The following is a 17,838-nucleotide window of genomic DNA, read 5'->3' as shown; positions in this document are numbered from 1 at the left end:
ATTGTTTTAGAAGGGTGAAGTTACTTTATTCTATATATCGGATAACGTAAATGCATCGGTTCATAATAAGGTGAATGCTGAAAAACAAAGTTTAGCTGGGCACTTCCGCTTTTCGCAAAAGCAGTATCAGTTGCACGGCGTTCTTCGAGTTTTTGTTTTACTGCAGGGTTTTGTTTTAAGAACTCTTCTGCTGTTTCTTCAAATACATAACTACTGTAACCTTCTTTTTGTCCGAGGATGCCATCAAAAAAATTCCAGGCAAAATAGCTGTCGTCACCGGTTGGTTCCAGCACTTCCATAATGAAACGGTTTGCTTTCTGATTCATCGGTATATACCAATCACCTTTACGGAATTTCATTTGCTGAACTGTTTTGCTTGTCTTTACCTCTGAATTGAGGTGATGACCTTCATAGGGTCGAGGCGCAGCTTTATAATCATCAATCCGGTAAACTTCCACTTCAATGGTTGTATCTTTTTTCAACTGGCGCATTTGCACTTTGTTGATCTGTAACAAGTCGATCGCTTTCCACCAGCCTTGTGGTATTACATAAGCTGTTGGTTTATCGATCATCTTTTTCGGAGTAAAGAAATTGTAGAACTTTATCTGCTTTTCAAATGGTTTAGTACGATCATAATACAAACGTGGTAAACCGGAGACATTACTTGGTTTGCGTCCTGCCTCATATCCTTTGTACAATATTTCAGAAAAACGACTGCGATCAAGTGTAAAGCCAACAGGAAATTGCTGTTGTGTTAGTTGGTCTTTCTGCTGTTGTAAACGAAGTTGTTTGATGGTTGTTTGATTGGCGCTTGCAAACTCCACCATGCTCACCATCAGTTGATAGGTTGCTTCCACACGCTGCGGATAAGGTTTCAGCATATGCGTTTCAGGTACAAAAGCAAATGTATTCCATAGCGATGCATAGCCGCTGCTGTAGCGTGGCCCGTCCCAATAAGCACTCCATCCGTTCTCAGGATTATCACTGAAATTATTCACGTAGGGGAGGAGATCGTAACCTTTTGCCTTCATGCTTTTATAGATAGCCGGTTCAAATGTTTGATTAAGATATTCACCAAGCTTGCCACCCAACTTATTGTGTTGCGATGTAAGCAGCGTCATCACATGTTGATAGTCTGCGCCATTGCTTACATGGTTATCAATAAAAATATCGGGCTGCACCAAATGAAAGATCTGCGCAAAACTTCTTGCTTCTTTTGAATCATTCTTGATAAAGTCACGATTGAGATCAAAGTTTTGTGAGTTACCACGAAATCCTTTTTCAGTTGGGCCATCCTGGCTCACACGATAAAAGGCGCTGCGATTCAGGCTGCCGCCAATATTATAAACAGGAATAATTGCCAGCACCACGTTCGCAGGTAATGAACGCTTCTTTGTAACAATATCTTTCACCAGTGAAATACTTGCATCAATACCGTCAGGCTCACCGGGATGGATGCCATTGTTGATCAGTATCACTACTTTATTCTTTTGCTGCCATTGTTCCGGTTTAAATGTTCCATCGGCACTTACCAACACCAAATGCAAAGGCTCGTTGGCATCAGTTGGCCCCATCGTTACCATTGAAACAATGGGAGATGCTTTATCGATCTTTTTCCAGGCATCGATCGCTTCGTAATAGGTTACGCTTTCTTTTCCTTTTGATGTTTCGTAACGTGTAACGGGAAGTTGGGCAAAGCTGTTGATCAGGCTGAATACGGATAATGCAACAAACAGTTTTCTCATGTTGTAATAGTTGGGGGCTATAAAATTAAGGAACAGGACTTACCTGCAACGGCAAGTAAAGTAAGCTGGCACAGAAAAGAGTTGTTTTTTATGTAATCGGGTAAATGCAGGTATGAACTCCATAAAAAAACCCGTCTGCACAAGACGGGTTTAAAATATCTTTCGGTAGAGGAAGTTTACTTTGCTAACGCATTCACTTTCTTCGTAAGCTTGCTCTTTAAGTTAGCAGCTTTGTTCTTGTGAATAACGCCACGCTTCGCCAATTTGTCGATCATGGAAGCAACAGCCGGTAATTGCTCACCTGCTTCTTTTCCGGTAGCGATCGCCTGCAGATCACGGATGGCATTACGGGTAGTTTTGCCATAATAACGGTTGCGATCTCTGCGGGTTGCACTCTGACGAACATCTTTTTTGGTAGCCTTATGATTTGCCATATCTTATTTTTTCGGACGGCAAAGGTAGGGGAAAAATTCAAATTTCAGCCAAGGGTAATAGATTTTTTGACCGAAAATGCCAGTTTCAACCGCTGTAAACCCATATTGTGGATAAAGCATCGGCTCATGAAACATTCAGCCTCAACATTTACGCAATCGTTCCCGTGTAACAGCAAACCATGCACAACAAATGATCAAACCTGAAATGAGGGTCTTTGATTAACACCTGTTCGTTCTAAATGCCTGTGAATTAGCGCAAAAAATGACAAAATCAAGTGGACTCTCTTATCCGGCTTTGATGAAAACAACCGATATTTGTGCTCCTTTTTAAAGAAGTACGATCACAATTGCACATGAAAGATTTTCAATACATCACCGCCTCCCATCCTCAGTATATCGAAAGCCTGTATTCCGATTTTGTAAAAGACCCCAATAGTGTTGATCCCGACATGAAGCGATTCTTTGAAGGGTTTGATTTTGCTGTGAGCAGCGGGGCTTCAAACGGAACTTCCGCTTCAAACGGCGCAAGTACAACTGCTCCATCTGGTATCGATTGGATGCGTGAGATCATGGCCTACCGCCTGATTCTTGGTTACCGCAATAAAGGTCACCTGTTAGCAAAAACAAACCCGATCCGAAAGCGGAAAGATCGTGGTGCAAATATTGAACTGGCTTTTTATGGATTCAGCGAAGCTGATCTCGATAAAGAATTTCATGCAGGTCAGTTGATCGGGCTTGGCAAAACGACCCTTCGAAATATTCAGCAATACATGGAGAAGTGCTATGCATCACATGTAGGTGTTGAGTTTAAATACATCAGCGATCAAACGAAAGTTGATTTTCTTACAAATGCATTTGAAAAAGAATTTCATCAGCCCCTGCCGTTAAACAAACGCAAACGTGTTCTGGAAAAACTGAACCAGGGTGTAATGTTTGAAAAGTTTCTTCATACCAAATACATTGGCCAGAAACGTTTTTCGCTTGAAGGTGGTGAAACAACCATTGCAGCATTGGATGCCATCATTAATACAGCCGCAAACAACGACGTGCAGGAAGTGGTAATTGGAATGGCACATCGTGGGCGTTTGAATGTGTTGGCAAATATCATGGGCAAAACCTATGAACAAATATTCAGTGAGTTTGAAGGCACGGCCAAGATGGATCAAACCATGGGCAGCGGTGATGTAAAATATCACATGGGTTATGGTAGTGAAGTGGAAACATTAGATGGTAAAACGGTTCACCTCAAATTGATGCCCAACCCATCGCATCTTGAAGCAGTTGATCCTGTGGTTGTAGGGTTCAGTCGTGCAAAGGCTGATATCATGTACAACAGCAACTTTGATAAAATTCTTCCGATTCTTATTCATGGTGATGCATCAGTTGCAGGTCAGGGTGTGGTGTATGAGGTATTGCAGATGAGTTATCTGAAAGGATATTATACAGGAGGTACTATTCACTTTGTGATCAATAACCAGATCGGTTTTACAACTGATTTTAATGATGCACGCAGTGCCGATTATTGTACATCACTGGCATCAATGGTGCAGGCGCCGGTCTTCCACGTAAATGGTGATGATGCAGAAGCTGTAGTGAAAGTTGTGGAGATTGCTACACGTTACCGCCAGGAATTTAACAGCGATGTTTTTATTGATATGGTTTGCTATCGTAAACACGGGCATAACGAAGGTGATGATCCGAAGTTTACACAACCACATTTATATGCGTTGATCGAGAAGCATCCTAATCCACGTGAAGTTTATACAAACTACTTATTAGAGAATGGTGAGCAAGATGCAAAAGCATTGGCACAGGAAATGGAAAAGAAATTCTGGAGCGATCTGCAGGAACGCCTGGATGATGTAAAACAAAATCCACTTCCATATCATTACCAGGCACCTGAACTGGCGTGGAAAAGTTTGCGTCGTGCAACAGCAGAAGATTTTTTACAATCGCCTGTAACAGCAATCAGCGAAGCCAACTTTGATAAAATATTTTCATCGATCATGAAATGGCCCGATGATTTTAAGCCATTGAAGAAAGTGGAGAAGATCATACAGGATAAAAATAAATTATACAACGACGAGCAGAAAGTTGATTGGGCAACCGGTGAATTGATGGCTTATGCAAGTTTGATGATCGATGGAAATGATGTGCGTATGAGCGGACAGGATGTTCGTCGTGGTACTTTCTCACATCGTCATGCAATATTGCGTGATGAAGTAACTGATAAAGCTTATAACCGTCTTGCCCATATTGAAGGAGCAGCCGGTCACTTCCGTATTTATAATTCGTTGTTGAGTGAATATGGTGTGCTTGGTTTTGAATATGGATACGCCATGGCTAACCCCAACGCATTGGTATTATGGGAAGCACAGTTTGGTGATTTCTGTAATGGTGCACAAACAATGATCGATCAGTTTATTGCTGCGGGTGAACAGAAGTGGAACCGTATGAATGGTGTTACTATGTTGTTGCCACATGGCTACGAAGGACAAGGTCCTGAGCACAGTAGTGCAAGAATGGAACGTTTTCTGCAAATGTGTGCTGAGTTGAATATGGTAGTTACAAATATCACCACTGCGTCTAACTTATTTCATGCATTGCGTCGTCAGTTGGCATGGAGTTTCCGTAAACCTTTGATCAATTTTTCGCCAAAAGCAAATTTGCGTCATGCAGGAACTTATTCATTGAAAGAAGAATTCTTAAATGGTGGATTTAAAGAAGTGATCGACGATCCAACAAATCCTGATGCAGCGCAAGTGAAGAAAGTATTTTTCTGCACCGGTAAAATGTATTTCGATCTTGCTGAACGTAAAGCGAAAGATAACCGTGCTGATGTTGCTATCATTCGTTTGGAGCAGATCTATCCATTGCCTGCAAAACAATTAACAGCATTGTATAATAAATACAGCAAGGCCACCTGGTTCTGGGTGCAGGAAGAACCGCTTAACATGGGTGCTGCATCGTTCCTGCAAATGAATCTGAAAGACATTAATTATGGTGTCATTAGTCGTTCTGCATCGGCTTCAACAGCTACAGGTTACAATAAAGTACACCAGCAGGAGCAGGCAGAGATAATAGATACGGCATTTAGTATTTAAGAAAATTGAAAAGTTTTCGATACAACCCTTAGCCGAACGGCTAAGGGTTTTTTGTTGTTGAATGCACTGTTGTTTCTGTTATTGCACAGTTATAAGTAAAGTTTGTACAAACTTATTGAATGTAGTATTTTGACGCACTATCCAAAAAACGTTACATGATAACCTTTAAAAAGCAACTGTTTTTTCTTCTTTTTCTTTTTTGTATTTCTTTTGTTGCAGGGCAGGCGCAACAACGACCGTTCTTTGGCAGAACCGGAAAGCCGGTTAAAAGAACCACACAAAACAAACCCGTTTTTGATGCAAGAGTTACCGGTACTGATAGTATTGGTTTTGGCGGTGAACCGGGAGTGGTGTGGGAGCGTAAGCTATCGGAATTATTTCCGGGAGGCACCGACTATTATTTAACCGGTAATAGACAGCTGGTTGATGGGAATTTTATTACTTCAGGACTTCTGAGTGACTCGAAGGATAGTTTACACAATGTATTTGTAAAATTTTCTAAAGATGGGAATGTTCTTTTAAAATATATTGTACCGGATGAATATAGCATTTATCAATTTTCAGTTTTCCCTTCGCTTGATTCAGGATGGTTGACGGTCAGAGACCGGGACTCTGTAATAAATAGTTTTCCACAGTTAGTTTATAGAATATTAAGTAAGTATAACAAAAACGGAGTGAAGGAGTGGGAGCAGAAAATCGCAAATGGATTTTCCGATTATGAGCAGGTGATAGCCACAGAAGACAAGGGGTATTTAGTTGCTTACTATTTAAGAGACACGATTTTGAACCTCAACTGTAACAACAATTATTTACGTGCTCAATTTCATCGCATTTTTCTAACGAAGATTGATCAGAGCGGAAATGTACAATGGAGAAAAAGTGTTTTTAGGCAACCAGGCTTTTTCTTCACTGAAAGTTCTGCATTGAATTTTGTAAAAGTAAATACAGAATTTTTCATTGTTGGCGGGTTTGCAAATATGAACGCAGATTCTTCTGACTGTTGGAATATGGCTAATATGGATGATGATATTTTTGTAGCAAAAATAGATTCGTCAGGCAATGAGTTAAGTTTTAAAAAGTACGGAGGTAGTAAAGATGAACTGCTTTGGTACAATGCAGTGATTAAGAATCCAAAAGATTTTGGAATTATATTAGTTGCAAACACAAGGTCTTCAAATAGAGATTTAAGTGGCGTAAAGACCGATACATCTTACTTAGACTCGTGGATTTTAAAGCTCGATTCAGCTGGTGTAATTAAGTTTAATAAAGTATTTGATATCTACCCTAATAATGATGACTATAATATAATGGGAGCTCAATTAAATGATACATCCTATATTATGTCAACATTTGGATTAGTTGGTAACACTGATGATAACGTAATATCAAAAGTGAACAGTAATGGAAGCATCGTATGGAAACGTAATATTTCCAATGGATTTGTTTATGAGCTTAACTTAGCTGATCAGGAGATTATCTACACTAAATATCTGAGTGAGGAAACTGAGGGGTTCTTTGGGCGCCTCGGCACAATCGCTTCTATCACCGGCTCTGTTTATTACGACTTCAACAAAAACAATATCAAAGACACAAATGAACCTTATGCCAACAAGTTTCTTGTCACCTCTGAAAAAACTGGTTACAGTCGCAGCAGCGTTTCAACGAATGGCTGGTTCAGGAATGATGTTGATACCGGTTCATACAAAACAACGGTAAAGCTTAACAATGATTATTATGTGTCTGTACCGGCAGAGAAGCAAACAATATTCGCAACTTTGTTCCAAAGCGATACAGTTCATTTTGCATTACAACCTGTGGCAGGCAAGCGAGATTTGAGTATCAGTTTAATACCTCTTACACCTGCAAGGCCAGGCTTCAATGCAAAGTATAAACTTACATTTCGAAATAATGGTACCGATACAGTTCCTAACGGAGGTATCCTGTTGATTAAAGATCCTAAAGTAACACTTGTATCTTCAGCTCCTGCTGCAGGTTTAGTAACCGGCGACAGCCTGTTATGGATGTATGCAGGACTTAAACCTTTTGACAGTTATTCTGTAGATATTGAAGTAAAATTGGCAGCACCTCCAACTCTTAACAATGGCGATACCTTACGCTACAAGGCTTTTATTAATTCAACAACGGGAAGTGCAGCAGCAGTTGATCTTACTCCTTTGGATGATACTGTACATCTCGCCCAGGTTGTAGTAGGTTCTTACGATCCAAACGATAAACAGGAAAACGTTGCCGGTAAAATTCCTTTAGCAAAAATTGTGAGTGGAGAAAATATTCAATATGTCGTCCGTTTTCAAAATACAGGAACCGATACAGCATTCACCGTTCGTATTACCGATACACTTGATGCAAAACTTAACTGGAACAGCTTGCAAATGATTAATGCCAGTCATCCCTACAAAATGACTGTTGTTGATGGTAATACAATCAGCTGGACATTTCCCAACATAAACCTTCCTGACAGTAATGTGAACGAGCCGTTGAGTCATGGCTATATCGCTTTCCGCATTAAAGCAAAAAGCAATCTTACTTCAGGCGAATATTTTCAAAACAAAGCTTCAATTTATTTTGATTACAATTTGCCTGTTCTAACAAATACTGCAGTCACAGTTGTATCAAACGCATTAATAACTAATGTACGTGATTTTGTCAACAAGGATATGCAAATAGTGGCCATGCCAAATCCATCAAGTGGTTCGCTTTATTTGAAACTGAGCGGCAAACTCACAGGTAGATTTGAATACAGCGTAATTGATTTGTATGGGCGTGTGTTTCAAACAAAATCAATTGAACGGAATAATGTGCAAGACAGCCAACTGATACCGTTGCAGGTAAATAACCTGAGTGCAGGTGTATATTATATTGTCCTCCGACAAAAAGTAAAGGTTTGGCAGCAGAAGATCATATTACACTAATTAGCAACTGGTAAATGGTCGGTACAAGGTTTTTACTTCGTTTTAAACCCCTCGAAAGAGGGGTTTATTTATTATACTGACAGTTGTTTTTTCTTATGTTTCTATCTGTTTTTCCCCGAAATTTGCAACACTCTCAACCAACGAATTGATATGATTGATATAAAAGTTCCAACTGTAGGTGAATCAATAAGTGAAGTATCATTATTAAAATGGACCAAACCCGATGGTGCATGGGTAGAGCGTGATGAAGTGATCGCCGAACTGGAAAGCGAAAAAGCAACTTTTGAGATCAATGCTGAAAAAGCAGGCATTCTTAAGCACGGTGCACAGGAAGGTGATACATTAAATATTGGTGATGTTGTTTGCCAGATTGATGAAACAGCACCCAAACCAGAAGGAGCGGCAGTTGCTGAAGTGCCAAAGGCAGAAGCACCAAAGAAAGAGGAAGCAAAATCAACTGCTCCGGTTACAGCAGTAGCAAATGATATTAAAGCAACACCCGTTGCAGCAGCCATTATTGCTGATAAGAAAGTTGATCCCCAAACCATCAAAGCGTCTGGCACCGGTGGTAAAATATTAAAAGATGATGTGTTGCAGGCCATCTCTAATCCCGGCAAGCAGGCATTCAAAGGTGCAGAGTTGTTTAGCCGCAATGTACGGAAAGAGAAAATGAGTAACCTGCGCAAGACGATCAGCCGTCGTTTGGTGGAAAGTAAGAACACCACTGCCATGCTCACCACTTTTAATGAGGTGGATATGACACGCATTATGGAGATCCGCAGTAAGTACAAAGACAAATTCAAAGAACTGCACGGGGTGAATCTCGGTTTCATGAGTTTCTTTGGAAAAGCATGTGCTATTGCATTAAGCGAATGGCCGGCGGTGAATGCATCCATTGACGCTGAAGAAATTATTTATCATGATTATGCAGATATTTCCATTGCTGTTTCTACACCACGTGGTTTAACCGTGCCTGTAATGCGCAATGTTGAAAGCATGAGCATGGCTGATGTAGAAAAGAAAGTGGTGGAATTGGCAGGTAAGGCCAGAGATAATAAATTAACGATGGAAGAACTTACCGGCGGTACATTCACCATCACCAATGGTGGTGTGTTTGGAAGTTTGATGAGTACACCCATTATTAATTTACCACAAAGTGCTATCTTAGGAATGCATAAAATTCAGGAGCGGCCAATGGCGGTGAACGGACAAGTGGTGGTTCGCCCAATGATGTACCTGGCATTAAGTTATGATCATCGAATTATAGATGGAAGAGAGAGTGTGAGCTTTTTAGTTCGTGTAAAGGAATTACTGGAAAATCCTGAACTGTTATTGTTCGGAAAAGATCCCGTGAAGACTTTGTTAGAAGTATAAAACACCTCGTAACTTCTAACGGTTACTTGCAATTCAGCGTTCTGTAAAACAGCAGAACGCTTTTTTATTTTACCTCTGTCAGGAACTTCTTTTCTTTGCAGCTATGAGCCGTTATTATTCATACATCAATTCTGCTAAAGAGATCATTGCGGCTTATTCCGGTTTGGAGCCATTTGCATCGCATCTCAAAAAACAATTTGCAGCCAATAAAAAATTTGGCAGCAAAGACAGGAAGCAGATCACACAACTTTGTTATTGTTACTTCAGGTTAGGTAGATCGTTGCAGGATATTTCTTTGGAAAACAAGTTGTTGGCCGGATTATTTCTCAGCAGTCGTTCTTCAAGCGATTTATTGCTGCATTTAAAACCGGAGTGGAATGATGTGATTGAAATGCGGTTAGAAAAAAAACTTGAACTGTTGAACAGTACGGTTAATGCGTCGTCGATTTTTCCATTTACAAACGAGTTGAGCGATGGAATTGATGCTGCTGGATTTGCATTCAGTCATTTGCAGCAACCTGATTTATTTTTGCGGATACGACCCGGACGAAAAGATACTGTGCTGCATCAATTGAAAGCAGCGGATGTTTCCTTTCAAGTGCCCGGTGATAACACAGTTGCATTGCTAAATGCAACAAAGATCGAAGAAGTTATCATGTTGAATAAAGATGCGGTGGTGCAGGATTACAGTTCGCAGAGAGTAGGGGAGTTTCTTGAAGATCTGAAATCGAAAATCGAAAATCAAAAATGGAATGTTTGGGATTGCTGCGCTGCCAGCGGTGGTAAATCCATTATGGCAAAAGATATTCTTGTCGATATTAATCTTACGGTGAGCGATGTACGTGAAAGTATTCTTATCAATTTAAAAAAGCGTTTCCAGGAAGCAGGAATAAAAGACTATAAAAGTTTCATAAGAGACTTGTCACTTCACTCACCACTCACAACTAACCATTCACCTTTTGATCTCATCATCGCCGATGTTCCCTGCAGTGGCTCCGGCACCTGGGGGCGAACGCCTGAACAATTATCGTTCTTTCCATCATCTTCCATTGAAACATATAGTGCCTTGCAGAAAAAGATTGTTTCGAATACAGTAGCACAACTCAAATCCAACGGGTATTATTTATATATCACCTGTTCAGTATTTAAAAAAGAAAATGAAGATAATGTGGCGTGGATGCAGGAAGAATTAAGGTTGCAGTTGCTGAAACAAGAAGTGATCAAAGGTTATGCAGTGAAAGCTGATACAATGTTTGCAGCGTTGTTAAAGAAGGGTTGATGTCCGTGCAGCCAACGGTTGTCTGCATATCTGTTACTGTTTATGGTGTACAGTCACCTTTCAGGTGAGCAAACAACAATGGCTACTGCTTCACAAATTCCTCAACGGCATATCGATGCCCATCTTTCAGTATAACTAATAAATAACTGCCTTTTGCAAGACGATTAAGCGAGAATGAATGTGTAACTATTCCGTTTGGTTTATTGTATTGCTCCGTATAAACTAATTGGCCGGTGGTGTTATAAACTGTCAGTAGAAATCGTCCACTGCTTTGTTCCGTAAATTTTAATTGAAGTGAATTGTCAGCAATAGGATTCGGAAACAACTGTACTTTTTTTATAGTGATAGAAGGGTCGTTAATGTTGGTTGTATTACACCCGCTGCCAGCAGTTACAGAAGCTGAGTCAATAGCATAAGCACGATAACCTGCAGTGCTTGTATCAATCACCTGGAGTATTCTGTAGTCAATTATTCCTGCCACAGTTGCTACGTCATTATACTGATAATTTTGTGCAGAGAATGTTGAACCTTTTGCTGCAATGGTTTGGATGTTGGTATAAGTTGATTCGCCGGGCAGCTTTCGTTGCACAATGTATTGCATGGCTGAAAGATCCTTACTGTTCCATTGCAGTGTTGCGGTACAATTTGTAATAGAAGCATTCGAGTTTGATAAGTCAGCTAAAAGTATACCTGTTGCTTTTTTCATATCAGGTAAACCATAACCGTATTGTTCATGCGGGGCAGTATATCGATCTGCACTTTTTCGTAAAGTTTCAATGATCTTATAACTGTTGAATTCAGGAAACAGTTGCCACAAACAAGTAGCAAGCCCCGCCATGTTTGGTCCGGAAAAAGAAGTGCCACTGCTGGTGCCAACCGTTCCGCCTGAAGTGGATAGAAACGTTCCCTGGCCAACAGAAACAACATCAGGTTTTATTTGTCCGTCACTTGTTGGGCCAAAACTTGAGAAAGCAGCAATTATTCCTGAACTGTTTACTGCACCAACACTTAATACACTATCGGCATCAGCAGGTGCAACAATATATTTCCATGTTTTGCTGCCCTCATTGCCTGCACTGTTTACTAACAACATTCCTTTCTTTGCAGCAAGATCTGCGTATCTGCTTACAATAGTTGTATTGCCATTCATATCAGCATAGCTGTGATTGTAAGCAGGATCATCAAACGTACTGTAACCAACAGAGGAAGAAATAACATCAACACCTGCACTGTCTGCATATTCAGCACCCGATCCCCAATTATACTCTTCGATCAGTTGTTCGCTACCCACATCTTCAGTTCTTAATAAATAGAATGATGCATAGGGCGCCGAGCCAATATAACTGCCGGGTATATTTCCTGCTACAATAGAAAAACACGCCATACCATGTGCATCATCTTCATTTACACTTGTTTCATTTAATACAAAATCACGGGTAGCAAGTATGCGGTTTTGATTACGCACACTATCAAAGAATGGATTACTGAGATAACCGAAGTATCCTCCATCTAAAAAAGCGATCTGCATGTTTTGTCCACGTGCTCCGATGTTATGCAGAAATGCACCATTATGGATGTTGATTTGTGTGGCTGTATTTCCGTAGTTCAATGAATCAGCAAACAATTGCTGCTGTCGTTGATTTGTGGAAACATAAGGCGTGATGTTGTATGATTTATTATCGATAAGCCTTGCATTCACTTTTCGATAGGCAATGCTGTCTCTTTTTTTTACAAAAGGGAATGTGTTGATCTTGCTTAATGCAGCTGCATCATTTGTTTGAATAATGACTGCATTCATCCAACGTAAACGGCCAAGAATCGTAACGTTTCCTGCTAAACGAACACTGTCAACATATTTTTCTACAACAGGTAAATCGGTGCTGTCAACAGCAATGCCATATTTTGTTCTTCTTGCCACAGCTCTTGCAGATAAATAAGATGAAGGCTGGGCGAGAGAGAAAGTTGTTTCGTTTTTATCAGTAAAGAAAATGACATGCTTGGTTCGCTGACCGTTACTTTCAACTGCTGTAAACAGTAACGAAAGAACGAACAGTAAATAACATGTATTTTTCATGAATCGTAATAGGAGAAATTTAGTTTTTATCGATCATCCACATCTTTACACCAAAACCTATTCTCACAGGATCATATGTGGTGATCACATTGGGAGGAGTGCCGGTTGTTCTTGGACGTGGTTGATTTTCCCAAAGTTGAAATTCACGAAATACGAGCCCAATGTTTTTTGCATATTTCTCAACAGATAATTCACGTGAAGCAAAAGAAGTATCGGTAACGATTGGAACATTTTCTGCTTCATCAATATGAAAAACAGTAGTTACATCAGTCAGCTGATTAGCGCCAATGGTTTCACTTCCGTTCACGGTTTCAAACTTAAATTCCCATAAACTCATGTTTGCATCAATACTGATAGGGAAATCAGGATTGTAAGGACGATCAGGTAAGAAAGAATTTCCTTTCCAGGTGAAACCTTCAACTGTTGGAAGGTTGAGTTTAATCACCCGCAGATTGTTTTCAGTTACTTCTAAACGTTTATCTACCGGTGTAATAGTATAGGTTCCATTCTGTACCCACGGACCAACACCTAGTGAATCGGTGATATGAGTAACGACTACCCAAACCGGACGGTTCTGGTTGTCTACCGATTTTCTGTCGATCGTATGACGTACCCTATAACGATGTGTTTCTGTTGTTTTACCTGTATTTGTAAAAACCAAAGAATCCAGGCGGTAGGTAATGTATTTGCCAACTTGAAGTGGAACAAGTTCGTCAAGTGTGAGTGATGCAAGTGTTTCAGTGCGTTTGCAACTGCTCAACAGGAACAAAAGGCAGCAGGAGAGCAGGGCTGTTTTACGAAAGGTGACGGTAGGAATTCCTTTGAATTTCATAAATTAAAGTTAGTTAATGATTTCGGGTTTCGCATGCTCATAAGAGTAAAAATCACGGATCAACGCTGCACAAAAAAGGCACGCAAAGCGTACCTTATAACGTATATGTTTTGAAATCATTGTTTTAAAGAACGGGTTTCCGCATAATAATACCACCACCAATAACCTCGTCGCCTTCGTAAAACACAGCACTTTGGCCGGGGGCAATGCCTTTGGCCTCTTCATAAAACCGCACATTTACGGTTCCGTCAGCATTGGGGTATAGGTTTGAGAGCGTTCCTTTGTCCTTGTAACGGATCTTGGTAATAGCTTCCATGCCCGGAGTGAGGGTATCATATTTCAACATGTTGATCTTACCCACCTGCATTTCCTGTTTGTTGAGATCTTCTTCATCGCCCAGCACAACGGTGTTGGTTTCAGGCAGAATCTCTGTTACAAACACCGGCTTGCCAAACGTAATATCCAATCCTTTACGTTGACCAATGGTATAGAACGGATAGCCTTTGTGCTGCCCAAGAACCTTACCACTTTTATCAACAAAATTTCCGCCGTTCACTCTTTCTTCAAGGCCATCTACACGGCGTTTTAAGAAACCACGGTAATCATTATCAGGTACAAAACAAATCTCATAGCTCTCTGCTTTTTTCGCCAGTTCAGGATAACCATAATCCAAAGCCATTTGCCTGATCTCTGTTTTGCGATAGCCGCCTAACGGAAGCAATGTTCGTTGCAGCAGATCCTGTTGCAAGCCCCACAATACATAACTCTGATCTTTTGTTTCATCCACACCTTTACTGATAAAGTAACGGCCATTATCATGCTGATGCACTTTTGCATAATGTCCGGTTGCGATAAAATCACAATTCATGGCATCGGCTCTTTTTAAAAGTGCACGCCATTTGATGTGGGTGTTACACAATACGCATGGATTAGGTGTGCGGCCATTCAGGTATTCATCCACAAAATTCTCGATCACAAAATCACCAAACTCTTCACGTATATCCAGGATATAATGCGGGAAGCCATGTTGCACTGCAGCAGCACGTGCATCATTAAAACTATCGAGATTGCAACAGCCTGTTTCCTTCTTACCCTTAGCGCCTGTTCCACTACTGGCATAGTCCCATGTTTTCATGGTAATGCCCACCACTTCATAACCCTCATGATGCAACATGAGAGCCGTAACGGTACTGTCGATACCGCCACTCATTGCTACTAAAACTTTTCCTTTACGGCTCATGATTAAATAAATTTCTGTTACTGCTTCGTAAAAAGCAAGATGCAAAATTACGGGAAAAGCCCGGTTAAAACTGATACTGAAAGCAGGGTGGTTGCAAGGCTGAAATACCTGTTCGGACCAGTGTTGGGAAATTCTGAATGCTTGTTTTCACTTATCATGAAAAAATCCATACTTTGCCTCCTCTATAAATTTATTCAGCACCAAAAATTAAGTTATGATCAAGTTACAGGTAATCGGAAATCTTGGAAAGGATTGTGTTTCAAACACAGTGAATGGAAAGAATGTGATGAACTTCACCGTTGCTCACACAGAAAAATACAAAGACAGTACCGGCGCACAGCGTGAGAAAACCATTTGGGTTGATTGTGCATACTGGAGCGACAGAACGGGTATTGCCCCTTATTTAAAGAAAGGAACACAGGTATATGTTGAAGGTGCACCTGAAGTGCGCACCTATCAAACACAGGATGGAAAAAGCGGCGCTTCATTATCATTACGTGTACTTAGCATTCAATTATTAGGAAGCCGTGCAAGTGAAGGCGGAAATGGCGGTGGTGGTTATCAGCCACAGGGTGGTGGATACAATGCACCTTCTCAGCCAATGAATGAAGCTCCAATTGGTGGCGATTCAGATGATCTTCCGTTTTAATCTCAGAGGTTCATTTATACAGAAGCCTGTCTTGAGAAGACAGGCTTTCTTTTTTAGTATGATGTTATAATATCCCTTCATCTGCAAAACTGTAATACCCATCTTCACTTACTATGATGTGATCGATCACGTTCATATCTAATAACATAGCAGCTTCTTTGATTTTCTTAGTCAGCATTTCATCAGCCCGGCTGGGTTTTAAACTGCCGCTGGGGTGGTTGTGGCAGAGTACAATATTCACTGCATTATGCTCCAATGCCTTTTTTAAAATAATGCGGGGATCTGCAACAGTTCCTGTAATACCACCTTCGCTGATAACTTCCAGGTGATTGATCTTGTTTGCCCGGTTGAGATAGGCTACGGCAAATACTTCGTGCAGCTTATCCTTCAGTTGAGCCTGAAAAAATGCGGCAATATCACCGCTCGTTTTTACGCTTTTTTTCAGTGATTCTACGGCCTGCCGCCTCCTGCCAAGCTCCAATGCAGCAGCAATAGTAACGGCTCTGGCCTCACCAATACCGCTGGTCTTCATCAGTTCTTTTAAGGTGAGTTTGGCCAATTCATTTATATCATCTTTCGATCTGGTTAACAGTTCTTTAGCCACATCTACTGCTGATTTTTTAGAGGTTCCGGAGCCGATCAAAATGGCAATTAATTCGGAGTTGCTAAGTGCTTCTGGTCCCTTTAATAAGAGCTTTTCCCGGGGTCTGTCGTCGGTTGCCCATTGCTTAATGGTGGTTTTGGTGTCTTGCATGTTCTAAAATAACATCTTAAATTCACTTATCCAATCATCCGAATAAACCATCAGCGTATGAATCTCAACCCTAAATCATCCGGAACGCAACTGCGATCATCTCTTTTCCTTTTTATTATTGTGGGTAACCTGTTGTTCTCTGCCATCTTCGTTATGTCGATGGGTGCACAGGTAGTAAAATCTGGTAACAATCTGCAACAGCAGGCCGAGGAAACTAAGTCTGCACCAGAAAAGGAACAGAAGTTGGTTACATTGGCACAAATTAATTAATGCTACAAGGATAAACTGTAGCTAAAGAAACCGGGCGGAGCTTTTAAAATTTTTCAAAAGTTGGACAACCGCCCATGAGTCCCGTTACAAGCGGGACTTTTTTATTTGTTGAAAAGGGGTGTGAATTGTTTACTTCAAAGTTTCATTGAAGCACTTATCTTCGCCGCTCATTTCACCCCTTTACAAACTATAGTTCAATGAACCCTTCTGCCAAGATATTTTCCGGCACGGCATCGAAGTACCTTGCTGAGAAAATTGCCACCAAATTCGGCATTCCTTTAGGTCAAAGTATTACCCAGAAATTCAGTGATGGAGAAATTCAACCCATGTTCCAGGAAAGCATCCGGGGCGATATTGTTTTTCTCATTCAGAGTACATTTTCTCCCTCAGAAAACATCCTGGAATTATTGCTCATGATCGATGCCGCAAAACGTGCATCTGCTTACAAAGTGATCCCGGTTATTCCTTATTACGGTTATGCACGCCAGGATCGTAAGGATAAACCAAGGGTGGCCATCGGTTCAAAGCTGATTGCCAATATGTTGGAAGCGGCAGGTGCCGATCGCATCATCACAATGGATCTTCATGCAGCGCAGATCCAGGGCTATTTTGACATACCGGTTGATCACCTGGAATCGTCCTCAATTTTCATCCCTTACATTGAGAGTTTGAAGCTGGAAAACCTTACCTTTGCGGCCCCCGATGTGGGTAGCGCCAATCGTATCAGGGAAATTGCCAGCTATTTTGAAGCAGAAATGGTTATTTGTGATAAACATCGCAAGCGTGCAAATGAGATAGCGAGCATGGTGGTGATAGGCGATGTAACAGACAGGGATATTGTATTGATCGATGATATTTGTGATACCGGCGGCACTCTGGTAAAGTCGGCAGCTCTTCTAAAAGAAAAAGGCGCAAGAAGTGTAAGGGCATTAATTACACACCCGGTGTTGAGTGGTAAAGCATACGAGAATATTGAAAATAGTGTGCTGGAAGAATTGGTGGTGTGTGATACCATTCCTTTAAAACAGGAAAGCAAAAAGATCAAAGTATTAAGTGTTTCCGATCTGTTTGCAGTTGCACTTCGAAATGCATTTGAGAACAAGAGTATCACCAGTTTATTTATGCATGCACAACGCAGGGATAAGTAAACTGC

Annotated in this window: 13 protein-coding genes; 7 read left to right on the top strand and 6 right to left on the bottom strand. The window is 40.8% G+C overall.

The window, feature by feature from the left end:
• Positions 1-20: 20 nt before the first annotated feature.
• Complete coding sequence (locus H4075_RS14855) at positions 21-1,745, bottom strand: M14 family metallopeptidase (protein WP_182801618.1); 1,725 nt, start codon at positions 1,743-1,745, stop codon at positions 21-23.
• 176 nt (positions 1,746-1,921) lie between these two features.
• The gene (rpsT, locus tag H4075_RS14850) at positions 1,922-2,179 is read right to left on the bottom strand and encodes a 30S ribosomal protein S20 (protein WP_182801617.1); all 258 of its coding nucleotides are present in this window, start codon (positions 2,177-2,179) and stop codon (positions 1,922-1,924) included.
• A gap of 353 nt (positions 2,180-2,532) precedes the next feature.
• Here rpsT and H4075_RS14845 point away from each other — a divergent pair, with 353 nt between their 5' ends.
• The 4 genes from H4075_RS14845 to H4075_RS14830 all read left to right on the top strand — a co-directional run bounded on the left by H4075_RS14845 (position 2,533) and on the right by H4075_RS14830 (position 10,866).
• Positions 2,533-5,283, top strand: a complete 2,751-nt coding sequence (locus H4075_RS14845) for a 2-oxoglutarate dehydrogenase E1 component (RefSeq protein WP_182801616.1) — start codon at positions 2,533-2,535, stop codon at positions 5,281-5,283.
• 155 nt (positions 5,284-5,438) lie between these two features.
• Positions 5,439-8,213, top strand: coding sequence for a DUF7619 domain-containing protein (locus H4075_RS14840; RefSeq protein ID WP_182801615.1), 2,775 nt, complete (start codon positions 5,439-5,441; stop codon positions 8,211-8,213).
• Positions 8,214-8,363: 150 nt separating this feature from the next.
• Positions 8,364-9,587, top strand: coding sequence for a 2-oxoglutarate dehydrogenase complex dihydrolipoyllysine-residue succinyltransferase (odhB, locus tag H4075_RS14835; protein WP_182801614.1), 1,224 nt, complete (start codon positions 8,364-8,366; stop codon positions 9,585-9,587).
• A gap of 103 nt (positions 9,588-9,690) precedes the next feature.
• Entirely contained in the window at positions 9,691-10,866 is a 1,176-nt protein-coding gene (locus tag H4075_RS14830) for an RsmB/NOP family class I SAM-dependent RNA methyltransferase (protein WP_182801613.1), read from the top strand.
• An 82-nt stretch (positions 10,867-10,948) separates the two neighbouring features.
• Here the strand turns inward: H4075_RS14830 and H4075_RS14825 are convergent, their stop codons facing one another.
• From H4075_RS14825 to mnmA, 3 genes are all read right to left on the bottom strand, one after another.
• Positions 10,949-12,940 carry a S8 family serine peptidase gene (locus tag H4075_RS14825; protein WP_182801612.1) on the bottom strand — a complete coding sequence of 664 codons (1,992 nt, stop codon included), beginning with the start codon at positions 12,938-12,940 and terminating at the stop codon, positions 10,949-10,951.
• A 19-nt stretch (positions 12,941-12,959) separates the two neighbouring features.
• Positions 12,960-13,772: a hypothetical protein gene (locus H4075_RS14820; RefSeq protein WP_182801611.1), complete on the bottom strand. Its 813-nt coding sequence runs from the start codon at positions 13,770-13,772 to the stop codon at positions 12,960-12,962.
• 124 nt (positions 13,773-13,896) lie between these two features.
• Positions 13,897-15,012, bottom strand: a complete 1,116-nt coding sequence (gene mnmA, locus H4075_RS14815) for a tRNA 2-thiouridine(34) synthase MnmA (protein WP_182801610.1) — start codon at positions 15,010-15,012, stop codon at positions 13,897-13,899.
• Between the two features lie 214 nt (positions 15,013-15,226).
• Between mnmA and H4075_RS14810 the strand changes: the two genes are divergently transcribed.
• On the top strand, positions 15,227-15,661 hold the full coding sequence (locus H4075_RS14810) for a single-stranded DNA-binding protein (RefSeq protein WP_182801609.1): 435 nt from the start codon (positions 15,227-15,229) through the stop codon (positions 15,659-15,661).
• 64 nt (positions 15,662-15,725) lie between these two features.
• Here the strand turns inward: H4075_RS14810 and radC are convergent, their stop codons facing one another.
• Positions 15,726-16,415: a RadC family protein gene (radC, locus tag H4075_RS14805; protein ID WP_182801608.1), complete on the bottom strand. Its 690-nt coding sequence runs from the start codon at positions 16,413-16,415 to the stop codon at positions 15,726-15,728.
• A 57-nt stretch (positions 16,416-16,472) separates the two neighbouring features.
• On the opposite strand from radC, the gene H4075_RS14800 reads away from it, so the two are divergent.
• Both H4075_RS14800 and H4075_RS14795 read left to right on the top strand, forming a co-directional pair.
• Positions 16,473-16,685, top strand: a complete 213-nt coding sequence (locus H4075_RS14800) for a hypothetical protein (RefSeq protein ID WP_182801607.1) — start codon at positions 16,473-16,475, stop codon at positions 16,683-16,685.
• Positions 16,686-16,882: 197 nt separating this feature from the next.
• Entirely contained in the window at positions 16,883-17,833 is a 951-nt protein-coding gene (locus H4075_RS14795) for a ribose-phosphate pyrophosphokinase (RefSeq protein WP_182801606.1), read from the top strand.
• The last annotated feature ends 5 nt before the right edge of the window (positions 17,834-17,838 follow it).

The organism is Lacibacter sediminis (assembly GCF_014168535.1).
Taxonomy (GTDB): domain Bacteria; phylum Bacteroidota; class Bacteroidia; order Chitinophagales; family Chitinophagaceae; genus Lacibacter; species Lacibacter sediminis.
Note: the sequence above shows the minus strand (reverse complement) of the source record. Positions and strands in the feature narration are given on the sequence as shown.

Bases quoted from the DNA above. Each gene is read 5' to 3' on its own strand.
- H4075_RS14855 (WP_182801618.1), bottom strand. From the start codon at position 1,745: ATGAGAAAACTGTTTGTTGCATTATCCGTATTCAGCCTGATCAACAGC.
- rpsT (WP_182801617.1), bottom strand. From the start codon at position 2,179: ATGGCAAATCATAAGGCTACCAAAAAAGATGTTCGTCAGAGTGCAACC.
- H4075_RS14845 (WP_182801616.1), top strand. From the start codon at position 2,533: ATGAAAGATTTTCAATACATCACCGCCTCCCATCCTCAGTATATCGAA.
- H4075_RS14840 (WP_182801615.1), top strand. From the start codon at position 5,439: ATGATAACCTTTAAAAAGCAACTGTTTTTTCTTCTTTTTCTTTTTTGT.
- odhB (WP_182801614.1), top strand. From the start codon at position 8,364: ATGATTGATATAAAAGTTCCAACTGTAGGTGAATCAATAAGTGAAGTA.
- H4075_RS14830 (WP_182801613.1), top strand. From the start codon at position 9,691: ATGAGCCGTTATTATTCATACATCAATTCTGCTAAAGAGATCATTGCG.
- H4075_RS14825 (WP_182801612.1), bottom strand. From the start codon at position 12,940: ATGAAAAATACATGTTATTTACTGTTCGTTCTTTCGTTACTGTTTACA.
- H4075_RS14820 (WP_182801611.1), bottom strand. From the start codon at position 13,772: ATGAAATTCAAAGGAATTCCTACCGTCACCTTTCGTAAAACAGCCCTG.
- mnmA (WP_182801610.1), bottom strand. From the start codon at position 15,012: ATGAGCCGTAAAGGAAAAGTTTTAGTAGCAATGAGTGGCGGTATCGAC.
- H4075_RS14810 (WP_182801609.1), top strand. From the start codon at position 15,227: ATGATCAAGTTACAGGTAATCGGAAATCTTGGAAAGGATTGTGTTTCA.
- radC (WP_182801608.1), bottom strand. From the start codon at position 16,415: ATGCAAGACACCAAAACCACCATTAAGCAATGGGCAACCGACGACAGA.
- H4075_RS14800 (WP_182801607.1), top strand. From the start codon at position 16,473: ATGAATCTCAACCCTAAATCATCCGGAACGCAACTGCGATCATCTCTT.
- H4075_RS14795 (WP_182801606.1), top strand. From the start codon at position 16,883: ATGAACCCTTCTGCCAAGATATTTTCCGGCACGGCATCGAAGTACCTT.